Origin of the sequence: Burkholderia stabilis (assembly GCF_001742165.1) — a bacterium.
Taxonomy (GTDB): Bacteria; Pseudomonadota; Gammaproteobacteria; order Burkholderiales; family Burkholderiaceae; genus Burkholderia; species Burkholderia stabilis.
This window is the reverse complement of record NZ_CP016444.1, coordinates 598,083-620,893: the sequence shown is the minus strand read 5'-3', so window position 1 is coordinate 620,893 and position 22,811 is coordinate 598,083. Positions and strand designations below refer to the sequence as shown.

The following is a 22,811-nucleotide window of genomic DNA, read 5'->3' as shown; positions in this document are numbered from 1 at the left end:
GGTTTTCATTGAATTTCGACCCACGTGATTGAATGCCCGGCTCAATCGTTGAGCAGCGGATACAGGGGCGATCACGATGGGCATGCAGGCCAGGATCAGGCGGATGTATTTCCGCGAGAAGGTCCCGCCGTGCGAGATTGCGCGGCGCACGGGCCTGTCCCGAAACACGGTGCGCGCCCTGCCGCCCAGATACCCACACCGCGAATCGAACGCATCGTTCACACGCAATCATCCGGACACCGCTTGACTAATTGCAGCTCCGCGTCAGTCCCGCCTGCCTGCGCCCCGGTCGAGCGTGCCTAACCAGGCAAGCCGTTCGGCGATCCTCGCCTCGACCCCACGCGGCACTGGCTGGTACCAATGCGGCTCGTACATTCCGTCCGGCAAATAGGTTTCTCCCGCCGCGTACCCATGCGGTTCATCATGCGGATCGCGATACGTGTGGCCGAGCGCGCGCAGCACCTGCGCCGGCGCGTCCCGCAAATGCTGCGGCACGTCGCGCGGTAGGTCTTGCCGAACAAACGCCCTCGCCTGCATGAACGCCATGCCGCCGGCGTTGCTCTTCGCCGCGCACGCGAGGTAAAGCACCGCCTGCGCGAGCGCCAGGTCGCCGTCCGGCGCACCAAGCCGTTCGCAGGCTTCGACCGCGGCGTTCGCCATCCTGGGCCCGCGAGGATCGGCAAGCCCGATGTCGTCCCATGCGATCGCGACGATCCGACGCGCGAGGTATTTGCGATCGCAGCCACCGTCCAGCATCCGGCACAGCCAATAGAGCGCCGCGTCCGGATTCGAGCCACGCACCGATTTGTGCAACGCTGAAATCTGGTCGTAGAAGTTCTCGCCGCCCTTGTCGAATCGCCGGGCGCCGACCGTCAATGCCCCGGTGACAAAAGCCGCGTCGATCGTAGTCACACCTGCCGCCGTCGCAGCCGACCAGGCTTGCTCGAGCAGGTTCAGCAGGCGTCGCGCGTCGCCGTCCGCGTAGCTGATCAGCGTGTCGACCGCCTGGCCGTCGAACGCCAGCTCGCCAGGTACGGTGCCGCGCGCACGCTCGAACAGGCGACGCAATTCATCGTCGGTCAACGGTGTCAGTACGTGGACCTGCGCGTGCGACAGCAAGGCCCGGCTCACTTCGAAGCTCGGGTTCTCCGTAGTCGCGCCGATCAACGTCATGAGCCCTGATTTGACGAATGGCAGTAGCGCTTCCTGTTGGCCCTTGTTGAAGCGATGGATCTCGTCGACGAAGAGGATCGTACGGCGGCCGTTGCGCTCGAGTGCATCCTGCGCACGCGCCATCGCGGCGCGGATGTCCTTCATGCTGCCCAGTACCGCGGACAGCGCGATGAACTCGCAATCGAACGCCTGCGCGGTGAGCCGCGCAAGCGTGGTCTTGCCCACACCTGGCGGCCCCCACAGGATCATCGAGTGAGGTTTGCCCGATTCGAACGCACGCCATAGCGGCTTACCCTCGCCGAGCAGGTGTGACTGACCGATCACGTCGGCAAGCGTCGTCGGCCGCAGCGCCTCGGCGAGCGGCCGGCGCGGGTCAGTGTGAAACAGGTCGGACATGATCCTCGATGCGCTGTCGTGCTCCGGCAGCAACCGCTGCCGCCGGATGAGGAAAGTATGACAGCGGGAACCCAGGCGGGTTGGATAGCCCGTGCCCGTCCGTCATCATCGCCTGGCCGCGATCGATACTGTTCTCGGCCCAGCTTTCGCGCCAGGCATGCGATTCGCCGTCAACGACAATCCGGCGGGCTTCAAACACTTTCAGGCAAATCGGGCAGGATGTCGAATCAATCTCCGACGCTCCGATCGTCACCTGCGACCAGCCGCGTTGTCAGGCGAGATGCCGGTGCGGACAGCGCGACTTGCCCGGTGTCGCCGGAACATGATGCCGAAGAGGATCAGCAGCACGACAACGACCGGCGCCGCCAGCATCAACGGACGCGCCCGCACGAGCAGCGGAACCGGGCCGCCGTTGCGCGCGACGGCAACGTCTTCCTGCGTCACGGTCACGTCGGCATTACCGTACTGCGCGAGCACGTAGTTCGCGATCGCGGCGATCTGATCATCCTTCAGCGGCTGGACGTAGGAATCCTCGCCGAAAGAAGGCATCAGCACATGCTGGCCACCCGCCTCGCGATCGACGCCATACAGGATCGCCGCAATCAGGTTCGACGGATTGCGCGAGCCCGTGGCGGTATTGTTCGACAGCGACGGATAGGCCTGGCTCGGGCTGCCCTTGCCGTCGACCCGGTGACAGCTCGCGCAATAGCCGCTGAACAGCGCCGCACCCGTCGACAGCGTGCCGTTCGCATTCAGCGCGGACGTGCCGCGCAGCGTCCCTTCGCTGCTGACCGCGCGGCCATGCTCGAATGCCGGTACGGATTCGCGCGCGTCGCGGATCGGCTTCGTGCTGCGCAGATACGTGACGATCGATTGCAGGTCCGCGTCCGACAGATACTGCAGGCTGTTCTGCACGGCTTCCGCCATCGGACCGGCCGCCTGGTTCTTGCCGGGTGCGCGGCCAGTCTTCAGGTACGACACCAGCTCGTCGTCGGTCCACGCGCCGATTCCGCTCACCGGGTCCGACGTGATGTTCGGCGCATACCACGCACCGAGCTGCGCACCGCCCAGGTTACGGCCGAAGTCTTCGGCCATCAGCGCGTTGCGCGGCGTGTGGCACGCGCTGCAGTGCGCGAGCACGTTGGTCAGGTAGGCGCCGCGGTTCCACTGCGCGTCGTGAGCCGGATCGGGTTCGAAGCGCTTGTTCGACAGGAACAGCATGTTCCAGCCCGCCATCGCCACGCGCATGCCGAACGGGAACGGCAGGTTCGTGACCGGCGCGGGTTCGTCGACCGGCTTCACGGCATGCATGAAGTAGCCGTAAAGTGCGTGCACGTCGTCGTCGCTGAGGCCGCTGTAGGACGTATACGGCATCGCAGGATACAGGTGTGCGCCGTCCGCGCGCACGCCTTCGCGCAGCGCGCGCGCGAACTGCGCCTCCGTGTAATTGCCGATGCCGGCTGTTTTCGACGGTGTGATGTTGCTCGAATAGATCTGCCCCATCGGCGACGCAATGCCGTACCCGCCCGCGAACGGCTTGCCGCCGTCGAGCGCCGTATGGCATGCCATGCAGTCCGCCGCGACCGCGATCTGACGGCCCTTGTCGATCAGCGCGGCGTCGGCCGATGTCGTACCGGCCGCGGCCTCCTGCGCAAACGCGGGTGACCCGCAAACGATGCCGAACAGTCCGAGTGCGACGGCCGTGCGATAGCCAGCGCTGCGCAGCAGCCGAAGTTGTCGTTGAATCGTGTGTTTCATCGAATCAACCCTTCGTGAGGCTTGCGGAAATCGAATCCGCGGCCTTCAGGCCGAGCGCCGCCATCGACAGCGTCGTGTTGACGACGGATGCCGACGGCATCGCGCCGCCGCCCGGCAGCCACAGGTTCGCGTGATCGTGCGTGCGGCAGTCTCCGTCGACGACCGAATTCTTCGGATCGGAGCCCATGATGGTGCCGCCCATGATGTGATTGTTCGCGTTCAGCGTCGTCGTGATGTTGAACTCGACTGCATCGAACAGGCGACCGATGTGCGTGAGTTGCTTGCATGCGGCGGCGTAGCCGTCCCGCACGTAGTCACCCACGTCGTAGTGGATGTCCGGGCATGCGAGGCCGAGCGGGTCGACGCGCGTCTTGCTGAGCGTCAGGCGGTTGTTCGGATCCGGCAGCGGTTCGAGGCTGATCGACAGGTCGACGCCGTATATCGCGCGGCGCCGGATTTCCTCGTCGAGCGCCTGACCGACCAGGCCGAGCTTCAGCGCCTGCTGCGTGGCCGGCCCGACACGCGAGATATTGTTCAGGATCATCTTGTTCGCCGAATACTGCCCGCGGAAATCGCCGTCGCGCGGGCCGACGATGCAACTGCTCTGTGCGGGGCCGCGGCCGAGCCACATCGGCTCGTTCGCAAGGAACGTGCAGTGGAAACCCGAGTGATCCATCATGTTGCGGCCGACCTGGTCCGAGCCGTTCGCGATGCCGTGCGGATTGCGCTCGTTCGCGGCGAGCAGCAACAGGCGCGGCGTCTCGATGCCGTTGCACGCGAGCACGAACATCTTGCCGCTCGCCTTGTGCGACTTGTGCGACGCGTCGTACCAGTGCACGGCCGTCACGCGGTTGTTCGCATCGGTGTCGATCTTGTAGACGACCGATTCGGCGAGCACCTTCGCGCCCTTGCGTTCCGCGCGCTCGATATGATGGATGCCGTTGTACATCGCACCGATCGGGCAGATCGGCTGGCAGTTGTTGTTGCCGCAACAGGTCGGACGACCATGCCATGGCCGCGTGCTGCGCGCCTGCGGAATCGGGATCGACCGATAACCGTGCGCATTGACGATTTCGGCAAAGCGCCGGTCACCATGCCCCCACGGCACCATGTCCATCGGATACGGGCGGCTGCGCTGCGACGGCGACTGCATGGTCGGATCGCTCGGCCCGGCGACACCCATTTCCTCTTCTGCACGGCAGTAGTACGGCTCGAGATCGTCATAGGAGATCGGCCAGTCGCGGCCGACGCCATACGTCGACTTCATCCGGAAATCAACCGGCAGATGCCGCCAGCTCGAAGCAGCCCAGTGCCACGTCGTGCCGCCGACGGTGCGCAGATAGCCCTGCTGGAAGCTCTGCCCGTCACGACCGCTCAGGCCGACGTAGTTGTTCTTCGGGAAATACAGCGGGGCCGGCGCATTCGGCGCCTGCGGATAGAGCCCCTGGAAGTCCGAGCCGACGCGATTGTCGAACGGCATGTTGCGCCAGTTCTCGACCGCCTGCCCGCGCTCGATGCGCAGGCCGGATTCGAGGATCAGCACCGAATGGCCCTGGCTGACCAACTGGTCGGCGATCAGGCCGCCAACTACGCCGGACCCCACGATCACGACGTCGGCAGACACGTCGCCGCTGGATTCAAATACGGGAGTTCTCATGGGAATCAGACGCGCTTTTGCAGGTGCGGGTTGGTTGCTGACGCAACCGTTTTACGGGGCGGCGCGACATCGGCCGGCGGCGGTTCGGCGGTCCACCACAGCGGTCCGTTCGAACAATAGGTCGGCGCGCTCATGCCGTCGTGGACGGTGTCGTACATCAGCGCCTCGGCATACGTGACCATCACGGCCTTCTGGCCATGCCCGACGGTGCCCGTGTACCACGCAGCGACGATCGCGAGCGCCGTGTCGTGCAGACCGGCGCCGTCGGCATCGGCCAGCAGTTGCGCGGGAGTCTGGCCGGCGCGGACGCGTTGCGCCAGCGCGGCCGCACGCGCGGCAAAACCGGCGTCCGTGCGATGGAATGCGTCGACGAGGCGCAAAGCCGTCGCCGGGTCGAGATTCGCGTGGCCGGTCAGCGCTTGCGATAGCGCAAGAAAGGTCTTGCCGTCGAGCGACGGCTGCTGCGCGAATGCATATTCGGGCGCAGAGGTGAACAGCCCGACTTGCGTCAGCGCCGCCGCCATGACCTTCAGGGCCGCTCTCCGGGTAACGCCGGCGCGCGCAGTGACGCGCCTTTCATGATCGTGTGAGGGCATGTGGTTTTCGTCTTTTTCGCGAGAGGTTGCTCGCATGCTTTCATTCTTCCGAATGTTCCGCGACGGGAGTCGCTTCGGGCCGCAACAGCCGACCTGCCCCCTCCACGGCACTGCTCCGCCCATCCAGACGCACCGTCAAACGACCGTTGCCGGTTGAGCAAAGTATTGCATACGTCGTGTAAATCGGATTTGTTCTTTCAAGCTGAACATGGCACGGGTATCGGATTATGGAACCGGTTCCATTTGTGCGTCCAGTACTCGCTTGAATTTTCATCGAGAAGGCAGCAGTGTATCGAGATCGACCGATTCGCGTATTTTCGCGATGAGTTCGAACGCCGAATCCATCGGACCGTCATCGGCATCGAGCAAGCGAAAAACCGATCGAAATAAAAACGTCAGATTTCTATTATTTATTTGAAAGAATTCTCGCGGAATCGACACCATGCCTGTCACGATAACCGGCAGCGACACTGCATGGCGATCGAGGGCGAATGACGCTGCGACTCACCTGATTGCCGCAGCGCCCGCGGCCGCGATGACGCTATCCTGCACACCCGCACCGCCGCTGGTCCCGATGGCGCCGATCAGCTGCCCGTCGATCACGATCGGGATACCCCCTTCTCCGGCAAGAATGCCTGGAATGCTGAGGTTGCCGGTCGCCCCGTGGTTGATTGCGTTCTGCATATCCCGGGTCTGTCTTCGAAAACGCACCGACGCTCGCGCCTTTGCTTCCGCGATTTCAACAGATGCGAGTTGTGTGCCGTCCATTTTGTCGCACGAAACCAGATTCCCGCCGCTATCGACGACGGCAACAGCATATTTCCAGTTTCGACGTCGCGCCTCTGCTTCGGCTGCCGAAATGATGGTGCGTGCCTGCGCCAGCTTGATGGGCGGACCGTAGGGGATGTCATACGGGAGTTGTTCGGGAACCGTCGTCGGTTCGGTGGATTGTGCTTGCGCATGGAGCGCGAAAATTGCGGCAACCACGCCGAGGGTCCGGAATGTCTTCGAGAACATAAGTCGCTGATATGGTTGAGCCTGATTTATTTCAGGTGTCGGTCGGTAGTGGTGAAGGCGATACGTTTCCACGATGAAGGGACTCGATTGCCGCGCGCCACGATCACCGCGGAATATATTGCATTCGCGGCCGATTTGCAGCGAAGCGGGACCGAGGGCGCGAAATTCAGGCCGCGAGTGGTCAGCGGACGAGAGTGCTCCCCCGACGAGATCAACGCATCTTTTCCAGAACTGGAAATTGGATGATCGGTGCCACGCGGGGAAGAACCACGTCAGGCACCCTCATTCGCTGACGAAATACACTCAAACCGGTAGTTATCCGGACTATCTCCCGAGTGAAGTGCTTTACCGCGCTCGTCATTCACGGCATGACCTCGTGGTCTCGACGACAACATCATGCCGGAATGTCCCGCTTCCAGATGGATCGGCGTGTGCCGGCGAACGGGCTACAGCGTGAGTTCGAACGAGCGCGCGAGCAGCCCCGGCAGCTTCGCGCCGCCGGTGGCCCGCTCGCCGTACGTGCTGTCGTTCACGAGCAACGCCGGTGTCGCGCCGAGCTGCTCGAGTTCCGAGCCAAACAGCCGGTAGACGCTGTCGTCGAACCGCATTGCGTCGACCGGCGCGACGATTCGCCCGCTTTCGACCCAGAACGTCGCGAACCGCGTCATCCCCGTCATCCGGCATGCGATCGGGTCCGAGAAGTTCAGGTACCAGAGGTTACCGACGTAAAGCCCCGTGTCGAGCGCGGCGAGCACGTCGGCATCGGCGAGCGTGCCACCCGTCATCGTCAGCGATTGCGGCGACTCTCCATCGTCCGAGCCGTTCGGGGCGCGCCCATGCTCGCGTGAAGTGCGTGCGCACACGAGCTGCCCCGCGCCACGCCCTTCGACGACGAGGGGCACGCTGTCGCGTCGGTAGCCGTCCGTATTGAACGCCGGCGCGATGCCCAGCGAAAAATCCTCGGTGATCGACACGCGTGGATCGAGCGCCACCTCGCCGGCGTACAGGCGATGCAGCGGGCTGCGGGCACTCGCCAGCGCGCGCGCGGAAAAGCCGCTCCAGCCGAGCAGGGCCGTCATCTCGTTGACGGCGTCCGGTGCGAAATAAGTCCGGTAGCGCCCGGGAGAAAGCGCCTTCGGCGTGCGGCCGAGCACGGGCAAACGCGCGGCGGCCGCGTCCACCCTGGCCGCGAACGCCGCATCGCTCCAGTCGTCGCCCGCATAGACGGTCTTGATCGCACGGCCGCTCGGATCGTACAGCGACCAGCTGAAGTCGAAATTCTCGACCTCGTACCAGCCGCGGCTGCCGGTCGACGACGCGAAACCTCGCGCCTGCGTGCCACCCGCGTAAAAGCCGACGAAGTCGAGCCCGCGCGCGCATTCGGCCACGACCTGCGCGAGCCCGTCCGCATCCGGCAGGCGCCCGGTGCGGCGCGTTTCCTGTACCCATGACGAGGTATCGAACAGCAGATGCGGGTCGTCCGGCGCATCGCGCAGGCCGTCACGCAGCACGGCCAACGCGGCCGCCAGTTCGGGCAGGTCGGCCGCCGGATCGCCGCAGATGGTCAGCGACGAGTGCGCCTGCCGCGCCCCGTCGATGAGCCGCACGGACAGCCGCCCCTGCGTGACACGCCCGGTCTGGCGAATCCTGCCGCCATTGAAGCGGATGAAGTCGGACGTTTCGCCGGAGAAGCCGAGCAATACGGTTTCCGCCGACGCCGTCAGACGTTGCGCGTCGTCGGCGAGCCGGGTGAAATGCTCGCGCCAGTCGATTCCGGCGCGGCGCACCATCGGATCGAATCCCGTCATCACATTCCTCCGAATACGTCGACGCCAGCGAACACGCAAGCCGGCGCTGCATGGCCAACGCGGATGATCTGCGCAGGTTCGCCCTTCCCGCAGTAAGGCGTGCCGTAGATGCCGAACGTGCTCGCATCGCCTACCGCGCGCAGGCTGCGCCAGAACTGTGCGGAGATGCCGCGGTAGTTCGGGCGCTTGACGACCTGCGTGAGCCGGCCGTTCTCGATCAGTTGGCCGAATTCGCAGCCGAACTGGAATTTGTTGCGGTGGTCGTCGATCGACCAGGACGTGTTGGTACGCATCAGGATTCCGTGTTCGGTACCCGCGATCAGCGCATCGAGCGACTGGTCGCCGGGCTCGACGTTCAGGTTCGCCATCCGGTCGATCGGCGCGCGATTCCAGCTGGACGCGCGCGAGTTGGCGACACCCGGCAAGCTCGCGCGCTGCTGCGACAGCGCCCCGCCGAGCAGCCGTTCGAGCACGCCGTTGCGAATCAGGTACTGCTTGCGCGCCGGCGTGCCATCGTCGTCGAACGCGTATGACGCGGCCTCGGCGGCCGGTTCGGGATCGAACGTGACGTTCAGCAGCGGCGAGCCGTACTGATAGCTGCCGACCATCTCCGGCACGACGAAGCTCGATCCGGCGAAGTTTCGTTCGTCGCCGAGAATCCGGTCGAGTTCGAGCGGATGGCCGATCGATTCGTGGATCTGCAGCATCATCTGGTCCGGCATCAGCAGCAAGTCGCGTCGGCCGGTCGGGCAGTTCGGCGCGGCGAGCAACTGCAGCGCCTCGTCGGCGACGCGCGCGCCGGCACCGTCGAACCCGTAGCGCGCCAGCACGTCGATGCCACCTTGCGCCAGCGTGCCCGATTGGCCGAGCGAGCGCATCTGCGTGTCGCCGTCGCCGTGGGCGACGGCGCGCAGTTCGGGCATCAGGAAGCGGAACCGCTGGTCGATCCGCACCCCGTCGCTCGTCACGTAACCCTGCTCGATGTGCACGATCATCACGCTCGCCACGCGCTCGACGATACGCGCGCCGAGGTTCGCCGCCGCGCATTCGTGTGCGAGACGCGCGATCCATTCGCCGCGCGACGGCAGCGCCGCATCGACATGCGGCGACGCATACGTGCCGCTCGCCTGCGGACGCTCGGCCTGGCGATGATCGACCAGCGCCCACGGCGCGCTCGCTCGCGCTCGGGCGGTTGCGATGTCGAGCGCAGCCTGCAGCCCGGCCAGGGACAGGTCGGGCGTGGCCGCATAGCCCGCACCCGCGCCAACCCAGGCCGTCAGCATCGCACCGCGCTCGCGCGCGCGAGAAAACGGTTGCGCGATGTCGTTGCGCACCGCATGTTCGTCGATCGTCTCGTCGACGATGCGCAGCGACCAGAAATCGGCGCCGCTGCGCAGCGCCTGCGCGACCTGCATGGCTCGGGCGCCCGGCGCCCGGTTCTCGTCAATCATCGGTTCCCTCTTGCCTTTGCTGCGAGCCGCGCTCCGGCGTCAGCATCGACGACGCGAGCAGTGCCTGCGTATACGGATGGGACGGTGCGTGCAGCACGTCGAGCGTCTCGCCCTCCTCGACCACGCGCCCCGCTTTCATCACGATCACGCGATGCGCCATCGCGCGCATCACGGCCAGATCGTGCGTGATGAACAGGTAGCTGAGCCGATACCGGGCCTGCAGGCTCGTCAGCAACGCCAGCACCTGCTTCTGAATCGATACGTCGAGGGCGCTGGTCGGCTCGTCGAGCACGAGAAGCTCGGGCTCCACGGCCAGCGCGCGCGCGATCGCGATGCGCTGCCGCTGCCCGCCGGAGAATTCATGCGGGTAGCGTGGCATCGCGTCGGCCGGCAGCCCGACTTCTTCCAGCAGCGCCGCGACCCGCGCGCGCCGCGCGGCACCCGCCAATTCCGGCCGATGCAGCGCGAGCCCTTCGCCGACGATCTGCTCGATGGTCATGCGCGGCGACAGCGAACCGAACGGGTCCTGAAATACGACCTGCAGCCGCCCGTACAACGCGCGGCGCCCCGCTCTCGCGCGCAACGCCGCAAGCGGCATCCCGTCGATCCCGATCTCGCCGGCCGCCGGCTGCTGCAAGCCCAGCACCGCAGCCGCGAGCGTCGACTTGCCCGAGCCCGACTCGCCGACGATACCGATGGTTTCGCCGCGGCGCAAGCGCAGTTGTACGTCGTGCACCGCGCGGAACGCGGTCTGCCCGAACATCGCGCGCCAGCCTTTCGGGGTGGTCCGGTAGTCGACCGCGAGCGCACGCACGTCGAGGATCGTCCGCGCGTCGGTCGCGACGGGTTCGATCGCACGACGCGGCGCACTGTCAAGCAGGCGCCGCGTATAGGGGTGCTGCGGCGTGTCGAACAGCGCGCCGGTTTCGTTGGCCTCGACGAGCACACCATGCTCCATCACGGCGACGCGCTGCGCAAAGCGGCGCACGAGGTTCAGGTCGTGCGTGATCAGCAGCACGGCCATGCCGCGCCCGCCCGCCTCCTGCGCCTGCAGGTCGAGCAGCAGGTCGACGATCTGCTGGCGCACGGTCACGTCGAGCGCCGTGGTCGGCTCGTCGGCGAGCAGCAGGCGCGGCCGGCACGCGAGCGCCATAGCGATCATCGCGCGCTGTCGCTGCCCGCCTGACAACTGGTGCGGAAAGCTGTCGATGCGGCGCTCGGGCTCCGGAATCCCGGTGCGGTGCAATAGCTCGATGCCGCGCGCTCGCGCCGCACCGGGCCGCAGCCCTTCGTGCAGCCGCAGGCTCTCCGCGATCTGTCGACCGATCGTATACAACGGATTGAGCGCCGTCATCGGCTCCTGGAACACCATCGCGATGTCCGCGCCGCGAATCCCGCGCATCTGCTGCTCGCTCTTCGACAGCAGATCCTGGCCGTCGAACAGAATGCGCCCCGACAGACTCGCCTGCCGCACCAGCCGCAGGATCGACAGCGCCGTCACGCTCTTGCCGGAGCCCGATTCGCCGACAAGCGCGACCCGCTCGCCGCGCGCGACCGACAGGCTCAGTTCGCGCACGACGGTCCGGTCGCCGAACCGCGCGGAAAAGCCGTCGATTTCCAGCAACGGTGTCGTCATCGCGGGCCTCCGCCGAATGCAGACCCGCTCGTGCGCGCATCGAGCGCGTTGCGCAGCGCATCGCCGATGAAGGTCAGCAGCAGCAGCGTGACGACCAGCGCCGCGAACGCCGACAGAGAGATCCACCACGCATCGAGATTGTTCTTGCCCTGCTTCAACAGCTCGCCGAGGCTCGGCGTCGGCGGCGGCACGCCGAGCCCGAGAAAGTCGAGGCTCGTCAGCGACAGGATCGCCGCGCTCATCCGGAACGGCAGGAACGTGATCACCGGCGTCAGGCTGTTCGGCAGCACGTGCCGCCACATGATCTGCAGGTTCGACAGGCCCATCGTGCGCGCGGCCTTCACGTAGTCGAGCCCGCGGTTGCGCAGGAATTCGGCTCGCACGTAGTCGGACAGCAGAAGCCAGCCGAACATCGACAGCAGCACGAACAGCAGCCCCAGCGAAGGCTCGAAGATCGACGCGAAAATGATCAACAGGTACAGGTCGGGCAGCGCACTCCAGATCTCGATCAGCCGCTGGCCGATCAGGTCGATGCGCCCGCCGTAGAAGCCCTGCACGGCGCCCGCCAGCACGCCGATCAGCATTCCCGATGCGGTCAGCGCGAATGCCATCAGCACGGACAGCCGAAAGCCGTAGAGCAGTCGCGCGAGCACGTCGCGGCCGAACTGATCGGTGCCTAGCCAGTTGCTGGCCGATGGCGGCGCCGGATACGGACGCGACGCGAAATAGTCGATCGTGTCGTAGCGGTAGCGGTTCGGCGGGAAGATCGCGAAATTGCCGTGCGCGTCGAGATTCGCGCGAATGGCCGGGTCGAGATAATTCGTCTTCGCGGGGAAATCGCCGCCGAAACGCGTTTCCGGATAATCCTTCACGATCGGGAACGCGTAGTGCCCGTCGTAGCGCAGCACGAGCGGCCGGTCGTTCGACAGCACGTCGGCGAACAGGCTGATCGCGAACAACGCGACGAAGATCACGAAGCTCCAGTAGCCGAGCGGCTGCGCGCGAAACCGCCGCCACGTGCGCCGCCACGGCGACGTCAATTGGCCGGCGCGGGCGCGCTCAGCGGTCCAGACGGTTGAATTGGATGCGGGGGTCGACGAGGACATAGCAGACGTCAGCGATGAGTTTGGTCAGAAGACCGATGAGCGTGAACAGGAACAGCGAGCCGAGCACGACCGGATAGTCGCGGCGGATCACCGAGTCGTAAGAGAGCTGCCCCATGCCGTCGAGCGAGAACAGTGTCTCGATCAGCAGGTTGCCATTCAGGAACGCACCGACGAACGCGGCGGGCAGCCCGGTCAGCAGCGGAATCGCGGCATTGCGCAGCACGTGCTTCCACAGCACGTCGCGCTCGGGTACGCCCTTCGCGCGCGCGGTCAGCACGTACTGCCGGCCGATTTCGTCGAGGAACGTGTTCTTCGTCAGGATCGTGACGATCGCGAAGTTGCCGATCACCGCAGCCGTAACGGGGAGCACGATGTGCCACAGGTAGTCGAGCGCCTTGCCGGCGAGCGTCATCCTGTCGAAGTCGTCGGACGTGAGGCCGCGCATCGGGAACAGCTGCCAGAACGTGCCGCCGCCGAACAGCATCAGCAACAGCACGCCGAGCACGAAGCCCGGGATCGCGTAGCCCGCAAGTACGAGCACGCTCGTCGCGGTATCGAAGTGCGACCCATTGCGTACCGCCTTCGCGATGCCGAGCGGCACGGAAACCAGGTACGTGAGGAACACCGTCCACATCCCGAGCGTGATCGACACCGGCAGCTTCGCGCGGATCACGTCCCACACCCGCGCATGCACGAAGTACGACTGGCCGAGATCGAAGCGCGCGTACCCTTTCAGCATCATCCAGTAGCGTGTGAGAGGCGGCTTGTCGAAGCCGAACTGCTTGCGGATCTGCTCGATCTGCTGCGGATCGATCCCCTGGCTGCCGTGATAGCCGCCCCCGCCGCCGCCCGCCTCGCCGCCGTGCGCGCTGCCGTGGCGCAGTTGCGTGAGGACCTGCTCGACCGGGCCGCCCGGCACGAATTGCGTGACGGCGAACGTGATCGTCACGACGCCGATCAGCGTCGGGATCATCATCAGCAGCCGCCGGAATATGTAGGCAATCATCGTTGCGCTCCCCGTCATGTGCCGGAAACCAGCGCGTCGCCCGCGGGCTTCTTCCGGTACCAGTAGCTAATGATCCAGTCCTCATACGAGTAGGAATCCGGGACGACCGCCGGATGCCCGTAAGTCGCCTTGTACGCGATCCGCGCGTTCGGCAGGTAGTAGTGCGGCACGAGGATGTACAGGTTGATCAGCACGCGATCGAGCGCATGCATCGCCGTTTCGAGATCGTCCAGCGTCGTGGCCGCGAAGGCCGCACGAATCAGCGCATCGACTGCCTTCGAGCGCACGCCTGGATAGTTTTCGGCTCCGACTTCGAGCGCCGCCGCGCTGCCGAAGCGGCGTGCGAGCTCCACGCCCGGAATCGTGACGGGCGGATAGATGAAGGACGTCATGTCGTACTGGAAGTTGTCCAGGCGCCGCTGGTACAGCGCGCTGTCGAGCTCGTGCAGCGATGCGCGGATGCCCAGCGTGCCGAGCGCCTGGATGTACGGCAGGATCAGCCGGTCCATGCCCGGCTGGTCGTCGATGATCTCGATCGTCATCGGCGTGCCGTCCGCATCACGCAGCGCGCCGTCCCGGAAGTGCCAGCCGGCCTGCGCGAGCAGGTCGCGCGCCTGCTTCAGGTTCTCGCGCAGCGAGCCGGGCGGCAGCGTCGACGGCTGTCGGACCATCGGGCCGAACACCTCGGGCGGCAGCTCCGTGCGATACGGCGCGAGCAACGCCAGCTCGCGCTCGCCAGGCATGCCCTTCGCACCGAACGGGCTCGCCGCCCAGAAGCTGTCCGTGCGGCGGTACTGCCCGTAGAACATCATCCGGTTCATCCAGTCGTAGTCGAACGCGAGCGTCAACGCATGACGCACGCGCACGTCGGCGAACTGCGGTTTGCGCAGGTTGATCAAAAAGCCCTGCATCTGCGCGGGTCCATCCGGGAATTCGCCCTGCTTCAGCATCCCGTTGCGGAAATTACGGCCGACGTAGCGGCGTGCCCATTGCGTCGCGCTGTACTCCACCCGTGCATCGATGTCGCCGGCCTTGAACGCCTCGAGCATCGTGTACTGGTCGAGATACAGCTTGAACGACACGCGCGCGAAGCGGTACATCCCGCGCCGCGACGGCAGGTTCGCCGCCCAGTAGCGCGGGTTGCGCACGTAGACGATCTGCTTGTCGTTCTTGCGCTGCTCGATCAGGTACGGGCCGCTCGCGATCGGCGGTGCGGTCGCGATCTGATCGAACGGCGGCCGCGTGCCGTCGGCCCGCATGCCCCACTTCGGCGAGAACACCGGCAGGTCGCCCGCGATCAGCGCGGCGTCGCGCGCCGGGCGCCGGAAGTCGAAGCGAACCGACTGTGCATCCACGACAACCGCGCGCCGGATCACCGCGAACTGCGCGTTAAAGAGCGGCGACGCCTGCGCGCCCGACAGCGTGTCGAACGAGTATTTGACGTCGGCCGGCGTGATCGGGTCGCCGTTCGAAAAACGTGCGGCCGGATCGATGTGGAACGTGGCCGACATCCCGTCGGGCGCAACCTGCACGTCATCGGCGATCAACGCGTACTCGGTCGCGAGCTCGTCCCAGCTGCGCTGCATCAGTGTGTCGAACATCAAATGCAGGATGTCCGGCGCGGGGGAGCCTCTCACGAGGAACGGATTCAGCGAATCGTAGCTCTGCGCCTCGCTGTAGTTCTGGAAATCGAGCGTGCCGTCGTCCGGCGCGTCGGGGGCCGCGTACGCGAAATGCGTGAATCCCGCGGGATACTTCGGCTGGCCGAACTGCGCGATCGCCGGCGCGGCTGCGGCGCACGCGGTCGCGGCGCAGTACACGAGCATGGCCGCGCACGCACCACGCGCGCCCCGGGCCACGGTCTCCCGCGCGCGCCGCGCATGCAACATCAACACTGTCATCATCGGTTTTCGTGTGGTCGCACCGGCGCGCGGCCGATGCAATGTCGATTCGAAATGCGGGAAGGCATGCGACCGGCCGTTGCGACAGCCGGCCGCATGCGCGGGTTCAAGCCGTCAGAACCGGTAGGTCGCGCCGGCCTGCGCAAAGCGGCCGACATACGTGTACAGCGACGTGTCGTAACCAGTCTGGTAGGCCGCATTCATGTACACGGGATCGAACGGCGGCTTGCGGTTGAAAATGTTGTTGATTCCCGCATACAGCGTCCAGTGCTTGAACCCGGTATAGCTGACGGTCATGTTGAACTGGCTGTACGACGCGACGCTGTCCTGCATGTTCGGGTAGTTCCCGGCCGGCAGGATCGCCTGGCTGTACGGGCCCACGTAGATCCACGTCAGCGTCGTGTTCCACTTCCGGTAGTTCCAGTTCAGGTCCGTATTGCCCTTCCAGCGCGGAAAGCTGCCGCCGAACGGTTGGTTTACCGAACCGTTGTTGCCCGCGAAGTCGGTATCGACACCGCCCACCGGCATCTTGAAGTGCCATACGTACGCCCAGTCGCCCGACAGCGTGAACGTGCCGATCGCCGTCTTCATCGACTGGCGGAACGTCGTCTCGAAGCCGTCCGTATCGAGATGCGACAGGTTCTTGTACGGCATCACCACGTACGCGATCGATCCGTTCGGGTTGCGCACCACGCGGGACGGATCGTTCGCGTCGACCACGCCCTGCACGTCGTCGGTACCGATCACGTTGTCGACGTGGATCTTGTACCAGTCGAAGCCGATGTCGGTCGTGCGCGTCGGCGACAGCTGGAAGCCGATGTTGTAATTCTTCGTGCGCTCGGGTTGCAGGTTCTGGTTGCCCGCCTGGATTTCTTCCGTCAGACCGTATGCGCCCGGGTTGTTCGGGTCGTGCCGGTCGATCACGCCCTGCGACGAGAAGGTACGCGACGATGTGTTCTCGATCAGAGTAGGCGCGCGGAAGCCGCGCGTATACGATGCGTACGTCGTGAATTCACGGACGGGCTGAAAGCGCAGCGCAAAGCGCGGCGAGAACGCGCCACCGAAGTCGCTGTAGTGGTCGTAGCGCCCCGACTGGCTGAAGGTGAGGTTTTTCAGGATCGGAACGTCGATCTGATAATAGATCGCCGCGACGTTGCGCTGACCGTTGACCGATTGCATCGCCGGCGTGATGAACGTACCGTTGGCCCAGCCGAGGCCGGTGCCGATGTACTGGGTTTCGTGCAGGAACTGCGCCCCGAGTCCCAGGCCGACGTTGCCGGTCGGCAACGTGAAAAGGTTCGGCGTCGCGATCGTTGCGTCGATCGAGTCGAGCTTCGTGATCGCCTGCGTCTCCGTGTTGCCGTACAGCCCGCTCAGCCCGTTCGGCGTGGCCGACGGGTTCGCGAAGTCGAACCCGCCGTTCTGGATCAGGTTGCCGAGCACCGATGCGTTGATCCGGTTCGAGAAGTTGTTCGACACCTCGCTCTGCGAGTGTGAATACGCGGCCGACCAGTCCCAATCGCCGACCTTCGGGGTCGAGAACGTGCCCTTCACGCCGGTCGCCGCGCGCCAGAAATTCGCGCTCGTGTGGACAGACTGCGCGTCCGAGAACGCATAGCGCAGCTGCGTCGGTGCGCCGAACGGGTTGTACGGGTTGCTGCCCGGCATGACGTTCGAAATCAATCTGACGCCGCCCGTCGACGGATCGTACGTCTGCGTGTTGGCGCCCAGGCGACCGACGCCGGTGTTCGTGACCGTCGTATTGTTGCTTTCCCACAGATCGGCGAACGCCTGCATCGCGTCGTTGATCTTGAAGTCGGCGTGGACCTTCGCGCTCAGGCGCTCGGCCCACGGCGAGATCGACGACGCGTACGCGGTGTTGTTGCCGCACACGGTACCGCCCGCGCCGAATGCCTGCGAGGTCGAATTCGACGGAACCGCCCGGCCGCCGTTCGGGCATGGGCCGAGCGGAATGTTGCTGCCGTTGCGCCGCCAGTACGACAGCGATTCGTTGTTCAGGCCACCGGGGAAATTCGAGAAGTTCTGGTTCTGCGACATGTCGCGATCGGACGCCAGAATCCCGTTCGACTTGTAGTAGCTGAGCGCCGCGGTCACGTTGAAGCGATCCGAGTTCAGGTCGCCGATGCCGCCCAGGATGCTGAACTGGGTCGTGCCCGCGCCGCCGCCGCCCTGCGTCGCGCCGCCGTAGCTGCCGCCAAGCTCGAGCCCCTGGAAGTTCTTCTTCGTGATGATGTTCACGACGCCCGCGATTGCGTCCGAGCCATACTGCGACACGGCGCCGGTCTTGACGATCTCGATGCGGTCGATGATGTTGATCGGCAGCGTGTTCAGGTCGAAGAACTGGTCGGTACCGTTGACCGCGAACGCGTAGGGCGCCACGCGCTGCCCGTCCACCAGCACCAGCGTGTACTTTTCGCTGAGGCCGCGCAATGCGATGCCCGCTCCGCCTGGCGCGAAGCTGCCCTGTGCGCCCGAGCCTTCGCCCCAGCTGCTCGACGAGTTGGCCGACACACCGCGCAGGAAATCCGATACCGTCGTGTAGCCGCTGTTCTCGATGTCCTTGGCCGTGACGGTCTGGACCTGGTTGAAACCGACCTTGTCCGCGCTGCGGATCAGCGAACCCGTCACCTCGAAGCGCTTGATCTGCGCGACCTTGCTCTTGCCCTGCGCCGGTGCGCCACCGGTCGGCGCACCGGCGCCCGTCGCGGCGTCCGGGCCCGACTGCCCGGCCGCCGCTGGCGCATCCTGCGCGACTGCCGTCGCAACCGCTGCCCCCCGGGCGACGGCTGACTCTGCGCGAATGCCGGCGCCGCCAGCGTCGCCGTCAACGCCATTTCCGCCCAGATCATCCTCTTGATAGCCAACGCCAAAGCTCTCTGCTTCATCTTGCCCCACTCGTTCATCAATAAGAACCCGCCGGTTTTGCCCGGGATCTCGTGAATCCCCGCCCGCTTCCGGGCGTCTGCATACCGGTCCCCGTTATTGCCGACCTGCCACCTGCACTGCCTCGAACCCGCCGGCAACGCGACCTGCACGGCACCCGTGCCCCGCGCTGCCGGCCCCGTCGTTCGGCGTTGCCAACCGGAACGGCGTGCGGAAAGACCGTGCGAGTACTTGTTCTCGTCTTTCCGCCCCTGCGTAGCTATCCCGACCGGGCGCCTCGCACGTTCCTTCGATCAACGATCAGTAATGCTTATGTAAGCGCCCGGTCAAACGGATGCGCTTTTGTTTTCTCTCAGGTTCCAGTCGGCGCGCCGACCCAGACGATCACCGCTTCTTCGTTCGCGGCGTTGCTCCAGACCTGGGCCGGGGTCGACTCGTAATGCGCGGTATCGCCCGCTTTCAGCACAACGGTGCGGTCGTCCAGCGTCAGCTCGAGCTCGCCGTTCATCACGTAAAGAAACGCCTCACCCGCGTAAGACGCCCCTTCCGGCGCGGCCTGGCCGCCCGGAATCCGGAACAACCGCGCATCCAGCCTTGTTCCGCTCGCCAGGTGCGAAAGCTGCGCAAACGCGTTCGCGAGCGACTCGATGCCGAAGTGCTGCAGCGAGTCGCACTGGCACGCCGGTGGCGTGTCGGGCGGTGCGCCGACGAAGCGGTCGATCGTGACGCCCAGCGCCTTCGCGATTCCGACGAGCGTCACGATCGACGGCATCGCGCGTCCGCGTTCGATCTGCGACAGAAACGGCTTGGAAATGCCGGCCGCGGCGGCGGTCACGTCCAGCGTGAGCTTGAGCTGCCGGCGCAGCAGGCGAATCCTGTTTCCCATCGAGGTGGCAACAAGCATCGATTCATCGGAAGGCGAAACCATAGTGAGACACGAACCCGTAGTCGAAACTGTTTGATGAAAGCGCCCTCCGGTCAACGCGATCGCAGCGCGCTTTCAGCACGACTGCGTACCGGCGGAAACCGTGGTCGCGCGGTGAACGTTCGATGTTACGGCTTTCCCGTTTTTCACATCGCCTCCACCTGTTCGCACTACAGATCAATATGAAATCCCGTTTCTCGCGCCGGATCGACCCGTCTGTCACATGTTCGCCGAGCCACGCGAGGTGCCTGACGCCAGCCCCGCTGCCTGCCTCACGGCATGTACTGCTCGTTGCCGATCAGGCCGATCCTGGTCGCACCGACGCGCTGCGCGCTCGTCAGCACGCCGGCGACGGCCCGGTACGGCGCGAGTTTGTCCGGACGCAAACGGATTTCCGCCTGCACGGGCTCCGCGGCGACGCGTGCGAGCTTCTGCTCGAGCGTCGTGCGATCCAGCACGCGCGCGCCGTTCCAGGTCGTCGCGCCGTCGGCCGCGATGTCGATCTGCACGGCTTCCGGCGGTGTCGCCGGCGGCGGCGGATTGCCGACCGGCAGGTCCATCCGGACCGAGTGCATCTGGATCGGGATCGTGATGATCAACATGATCAGCAGCACCAGCATCACGTCGATCAGCGGCGTGGTATTGATGTCGACCATCACGTCCGGCTCGCCGCCGCCCGAAGATACGTTCATGCCCATCGTCGACTCCTATCCGCCGCGCGCCGGCGGCTCGGTGATGAAAGAAACCTTCGCGATGCCCGACCGCTCGCACGCAGTGACCACGCGCCCGATGAATTCGTAGCGCGTGTTCTCGTCGCCGCGCACGTGCACGTCGGGCTGCGGTGACATCTGCGAGATGCCCTTCAGCTTGACGAGCAGCGTCGGGCCGTCTACAAGCGTTTCGCCCCAAAAGAATTGCCCGTCGCGATTCACCGCGATCTCGACGCTTTTCGGCGCCGTCTCCAGCGGCTGCACCGTTTCCTTCGGCAGCTCCAGCGGAATCGTATGAGTCACGACCGGAATCGTGATCAGGAAAATGATCAGCAACACCAGCATCACGTCGACGAGCGGCGTCGTGTTGATATTGGCGATCACATCGTCGTTGTCGTCCTGCCCGACGTTCATGGCCATCTCGCCCCCCGTCTGCGTCAGTGCACGAGCGACGCGGTCGGCGCACCGGCGGCCCGCACCGGACGCTTGCTGCCCGCGAGCAGCACCGTATGCAACTGCGCGCCGAAGTTGCGCACCCGCTCCATCACCGACTTGTTGCGGCGGACCAGGAAGTTGTAACCGAGCACGGCCGGCACGGCGACCGCCAACCCGATCGCCGTCATGATCAGTGCTTCGCCGACCGGGCCCGCGACCTTGTCGATCGACGCCTGCCCGGCGATACCGATTGCCGTCAGCGCGTGATAGATGCCCCACACGGTGCCGAATAGCCCGACGAACGGCGCGGTCGAGCCGACCGTCGCGAGGAACGCAAGGCCATCCTGCAGCCGGTTCGACACGTTGGTGATCGCGCGCTCGACCGAGACGTCGATCCACGTGTTGCGATCGACCGCCTCGAGCAGCGCCTCGTCGTGATGCTCGCCGGCCTCGATCGCGGTCTCCGCGATGAAGCGGAACGGCGACGCCTCATCGAGCAGGCTCGCGCCGGCCGACAGCGACGGGGCCGACCAGAGTTGCTCGTCGGCGAGTTTCGCGCGGCGGTTCGCGCGGAACTGCTCGAGGAACTTGGCGATCATGATGTACCAGCTTCCCATCGACATGATCACGAGCAGAATCAGCACGAATCGCGCGACGAAATCGCCGTTCTTCCACAGCGCGCCGAGCCCGTACGGATTCTCGACGGCCTTGGTCGCCGCCGGCGCGGGCGGCGGCGAAGGTTCGTCCGCGGCCGCCTGCGGCGCGGACGCTGTCGCGGCCACGGCCACCGGCCCGCTCGCCTCGGCAAACGCCGGCTGCGGCACGACGAGCGCATCGAGCGCGACGGTGGAAATCAACATGCAAGCCGCCAGTGCAGCCAGTGAACGCTTTGCCATACCTACTCCAGTTGTTTCGTTAAACTGATCGATTGAAATTCCAGGCCAGCCGGCCCGGCGCCAGGTCAGTTCAGGTTGAACGAGAACGGAACCTGGACGCGCACCGGCTGCCCTTGCGCCACGCACCTGAATCGCTTGACCGTGTTGTAGGCAGCGCGATCGAGGACCGGATCGGCCGACTGCGCCACGCGCACGTTGGTGATGTTGCCGTCGGCATCGACGACGAATTCGATCGTGACGTCGCCGGTGATGTTGTTTTCCTGCGCTTCCTTCGGATACTGCATCGATGCTCGCATCTGCTCGGAATTCGGGCAGACCACCCCCACCTCGTGGCTGACCGGCTTCGCCGCCGGCGCCGGCGGCGCGACGACCGGCGCCTGCACGGCCGGCGCGGACGGCACGGGTGCGGCCTGATGCGTGATCGTCGCCTGGGGAGGCGCCTGGACCGGCACCTCCGCAGGCGGTACGAACGGTGGCGGCGGCAGCGTCGCCTTCGGCGGCGGCAGCTTGACCACCGGCAAAGGCGGCGGAGGCGGCGGCGGCTTCACCGGCTCGATGATGCGGGTTTCGATCGGATGCTGAATAACCTGCACGACCTTGGTCGCGAGGCCATTGAGGAGCGCATAGACCAACAACACATGCAGCAGCAACACGGCCGCGATGCCACCGAACCGGCGCACCGGGTTCCGCTGTTTCCCGCCGAACTGCCGCGGGCGTCCGGGCCTCGCCGGCCCGCCGCCGGACGCGAACACGCCGTCCTCGATCTTGATACCCACCTTCAGTCCCCCAACGTGAATGTCGCCGATGCACGATGCCCCACGGCCCGTATGACGGCAGTGTTTGATTCAATATCCATAAAACCCGAATTACTTATTCCCGAAAATAAAATGCCCGCCCGCCGATTGCTCGACGCGGGAAAATACCTTCTTATCGAAATTGATTAGATTCCGGAAAATAAAACGGATGCCCGTCCGCCAGAACAACGGTCGGCGGAGCCGCGATCCAATCGTAATCACGCGGATCCAGGCGAAAGACATTCGTAAAGAAATGAATACCTCAAAAAATCGGCATCACTTGATTACGGAAGATATCAAGAAAAAATTTTGAGCGTCAAACTTTTTTTGATGAAAAACCAAAAGTTTGACTGCATCAAACTTAATGAATAGACCACAAGAATTTAAAAGTTTAATTGCATCAAACATCGCCGCCTCAAGTGCATTGAATAATCCATAAAAGTTTGATCACATCAAACTTTCACATTATTTTATTCGCCACGAAGCGATACTTCATGAAACAAGAATCCACTCGAACGGAGCCGGCATCCATTCGCCCCCGAGTACTGCACGCGTCGTAGATTCGGACGGATCGCAGGTTGGCGATCGAAGCAATCGACCGATCCGGTCGTCGTCGCACAGGTTTCAGGCGCATGATCGGCG

At 65.0% G+C, this 22,811-nt stretch carries 17 protein-coding genes and 1 pseudogene; 1 reads left to right on the top strand and 17 read right to left on the bottom strand.

From position 1 onward, the window contains the following. Positions 1 to 264 precede the first annotated feature (264 nt). The 17 genes and pseudogenes from BBJ41_RS35285 to BBJ41_RS35205 form a co-directional block, all read right to left on the bottom strand. A complete protein-coding gene (locus BBJ41_RS35285; protein WP_069751465.1) occupies positions 265 to 1,569 on the bottom strand; it encodes a replication-associated recombination protein A in 1,305 nt (434 codons plus the stop codon). Between the two features lie 249 nt (positions 1,570 to 1,818). Further along, entirely contained in the window at positions 1,819 to 3,327 is a 1,509-nt protein-coding gene (locus BBJ41_RS35280; protein ID WP_069750937.1) for a cytochrome c, read from the bottom strand. 4 nt (positions 3,328 to 3,331) lie between these two features. Further along, positions 3,332 to 4,984, bottom strand: a complete 1,653-nt coding sequence (locus tag BBJ41_RS35275) for a GMC family oxidoreductase (protein WP_069750936.1) — start codon at positions 4,982 to 4,984, stop codon at positions 3,332 to 3,334. 5 nt (positions 4,985 to 4,989) lie between these two features. Further along, the gene (locus tag BBJ41_RS35270; protein WP_069750935.1) at positions 4,990 to 5,703 is read right to left on the bottom strand and encodes a sugar dehydrogenase complex small subunit; all 714 of its coding nucleotides are present in this window, start codon (positions 5,701 to 5,703) and stop codon (positions 4,990 to 4,992) included. 381 nt (positions 5,704 to 6,084) lie between these two features. Continuing rightward, positions 6,085 to 6,597, bottom strand: a complete 513-nt coding sequence (locus BBJ41_RS35265) for a GlcG/HbpS family heme-binding protein (protein WP_069750934.1) — start codon at positions 6,595 to 6,597, stop codon at positions 6,085 to 6,087. A 446-nt stretch (positions 6,598 to 7,043) separates the two neighbouring features. Next, positions 7,044 to 8,405 (bottom strand): metallopeptidase TldD-related protein, encoded by a 1,362-nt coding sequence (locus BBJ41_RS35260; RefSeq protein ID WP_069750933.1) that lies wholly within the window; start codon positions 8,403 to 8,405, stop codon positions 7,044 to 7,046. Further along, positions 8,405 to 9,856: a TldD/PmbA family protein gene (locus BBJ41_RS35255; protein ID WP_069750932.1), complete on the bottom strand. Its 1,452-nt coding sequence runs from the start codon at positions 9,854 to 9,856 to the stop codon at positions 8,405 to 8,407. Before BBJ41_RS35255 ends, BBJ41_RS35260 begins: the two co-directional genes overlap by 1 nt. After that, a complete protein-coding gene (locus BBJ41_RS35250; RefSeq protein ID WP_069750931.1) occupies positions 9,849 to 11,492 on the bottom strand; it encodes an ABC transporter ATP-binding protein in 1,644 nt (547 codons plus the stop codon). The genes BBJ41_RS35255 and BBJ41_RS35250 overlap by 8 nt, the downstream gene beginning before the upstream one ends. Continuing rightward, complete coding sequence (locus tag BBJ41_RS35245) at positions 11,489 to 12,598, bottom strand: ABC transporter permease (protein ID WP_069750930.1); 1,110 nt, start codon at positions 12,596 to 12,598, stop codon at positions 11,489 to 11,491. Before BBJ41_RS35245 ends, BBJ41_RS35250 begins: the two co-directional genes overlap by 4 nt. Further along, positions 12,552 to 13,604 (bottom strand): microcin C ABC transporter permease YejB, encoded by a 1,053-nt coding sequence (locus tag BBJ41_RS35240; protein WP_069751464.1) that lies wholly within the window; start codon positions 13,602 to 13,604, stop codon positions 12,552 to 12,554. Before BBJ41_RS35240 ends, BBJ41_RS35245 begins: the two co-directional genes overlap by 47 nt. A 14-nt stretch (positions 13,605 to 13,618) precedes the next feature. Then, positions 13,619 to 15,505: an extracellular solute-binding protein gene (locus BBJ41_RS35235; protein ID WP_083282169.1), complete on the bottom strand. Its 1,887-nt coding sequence runs from the start codon at positions 15,503 to 15,505 to the stop codon at positions 13,619 to 13,621. 114 nt (positions 15,506 to 15,619) lie between these two features. Next, positions 15,620 to 18,411 (bottom strand): annotated as a pseudogene (locus BBJ41_RS35230) (TonB-dependent receptor domain-containing protein). Between the two features lie 350 nt (positions 18,412 to 18,761). Next, positions 18,762 to 19,337, bottom strand: a complete 576-nt coding sequence (locus tag BBJ41_RS35225; RefSeq protein ID WP_069750929.1) for a helix-turn-helix domain-containing protein — start codon at positions 19,335 to 19,337, stop codon at positions 18,762 to 18,764. A gap of 269 nt (positions 19,338 to 19,606) precedes the next feature. After that, positions 19,607 to 20,032, bottom strand: a complete 426-nt coding sequence (locus BBJ41_RS35220) for an ExbD/TolR family protein (RefSeq protein WP_069750928.1) — start codon at positions 20,030 to 20,032, stop codon at positions 19,607 to 19,609. 9 nt (positions 20,033 to 20,041) lie between these two features. Further along, entirely contained in the window at positions 20,042 to 20,464 is a 423-nt protein-coding gene (locus tag BBJ41_RS35215) for an ExbD/TolR family protein (RefSeq protein WP_069750927.1), read from the bottom strand. Between the two features lie 17 nt (positions 20,465 to 20,481). After that, complete coding sequence (locus BBJ41_RS35210; RefSeq protein ID WP_069750926.1) at positions 20,482 to 21,375, bottom strand: MotA/TolQ/ExbB proton channel family protein; 894 nt, start codon at positions 21,373 to 21,375, stop codon at positions 20,482 to 20,484. Positions 21,376 to 21,440: 65 nt separating this feature from the next. Further along, positions 21,441 to 22,127 (bottom strand): energy transducer TonB, encoded by a 687-nt coding sequence (locus BBJ41_RS35205; RefSeq protein ID WP_236872211.1) that lies wholly within the window; start codon positions 22,125 to 22,127, stop codon positions 21,441 to 21,443. Here BBJ41_RS35205 and BBJ41_RS41780 point away from each other — a divergent pair. Continuing rightward, positions 22,014 to 22,319 carry a hypothetical protein gene (locus BBJ41_RS41780; RefSeq protein ID WP_236872223.1) on the top strand — a complete coding sequence of 102 codons (306 nt, stop codon included), beginning with the start codon at positions 22,014 to 22,016 and terminating at the stop codon, positions 22,317 to 22,319. The genes BBJ41_RS35205 and BBJ41_RS41780 overlap by 114 nt on opposite strands. Positions 22,320 to 22,811: the final 492 nt, after the last annotated feature.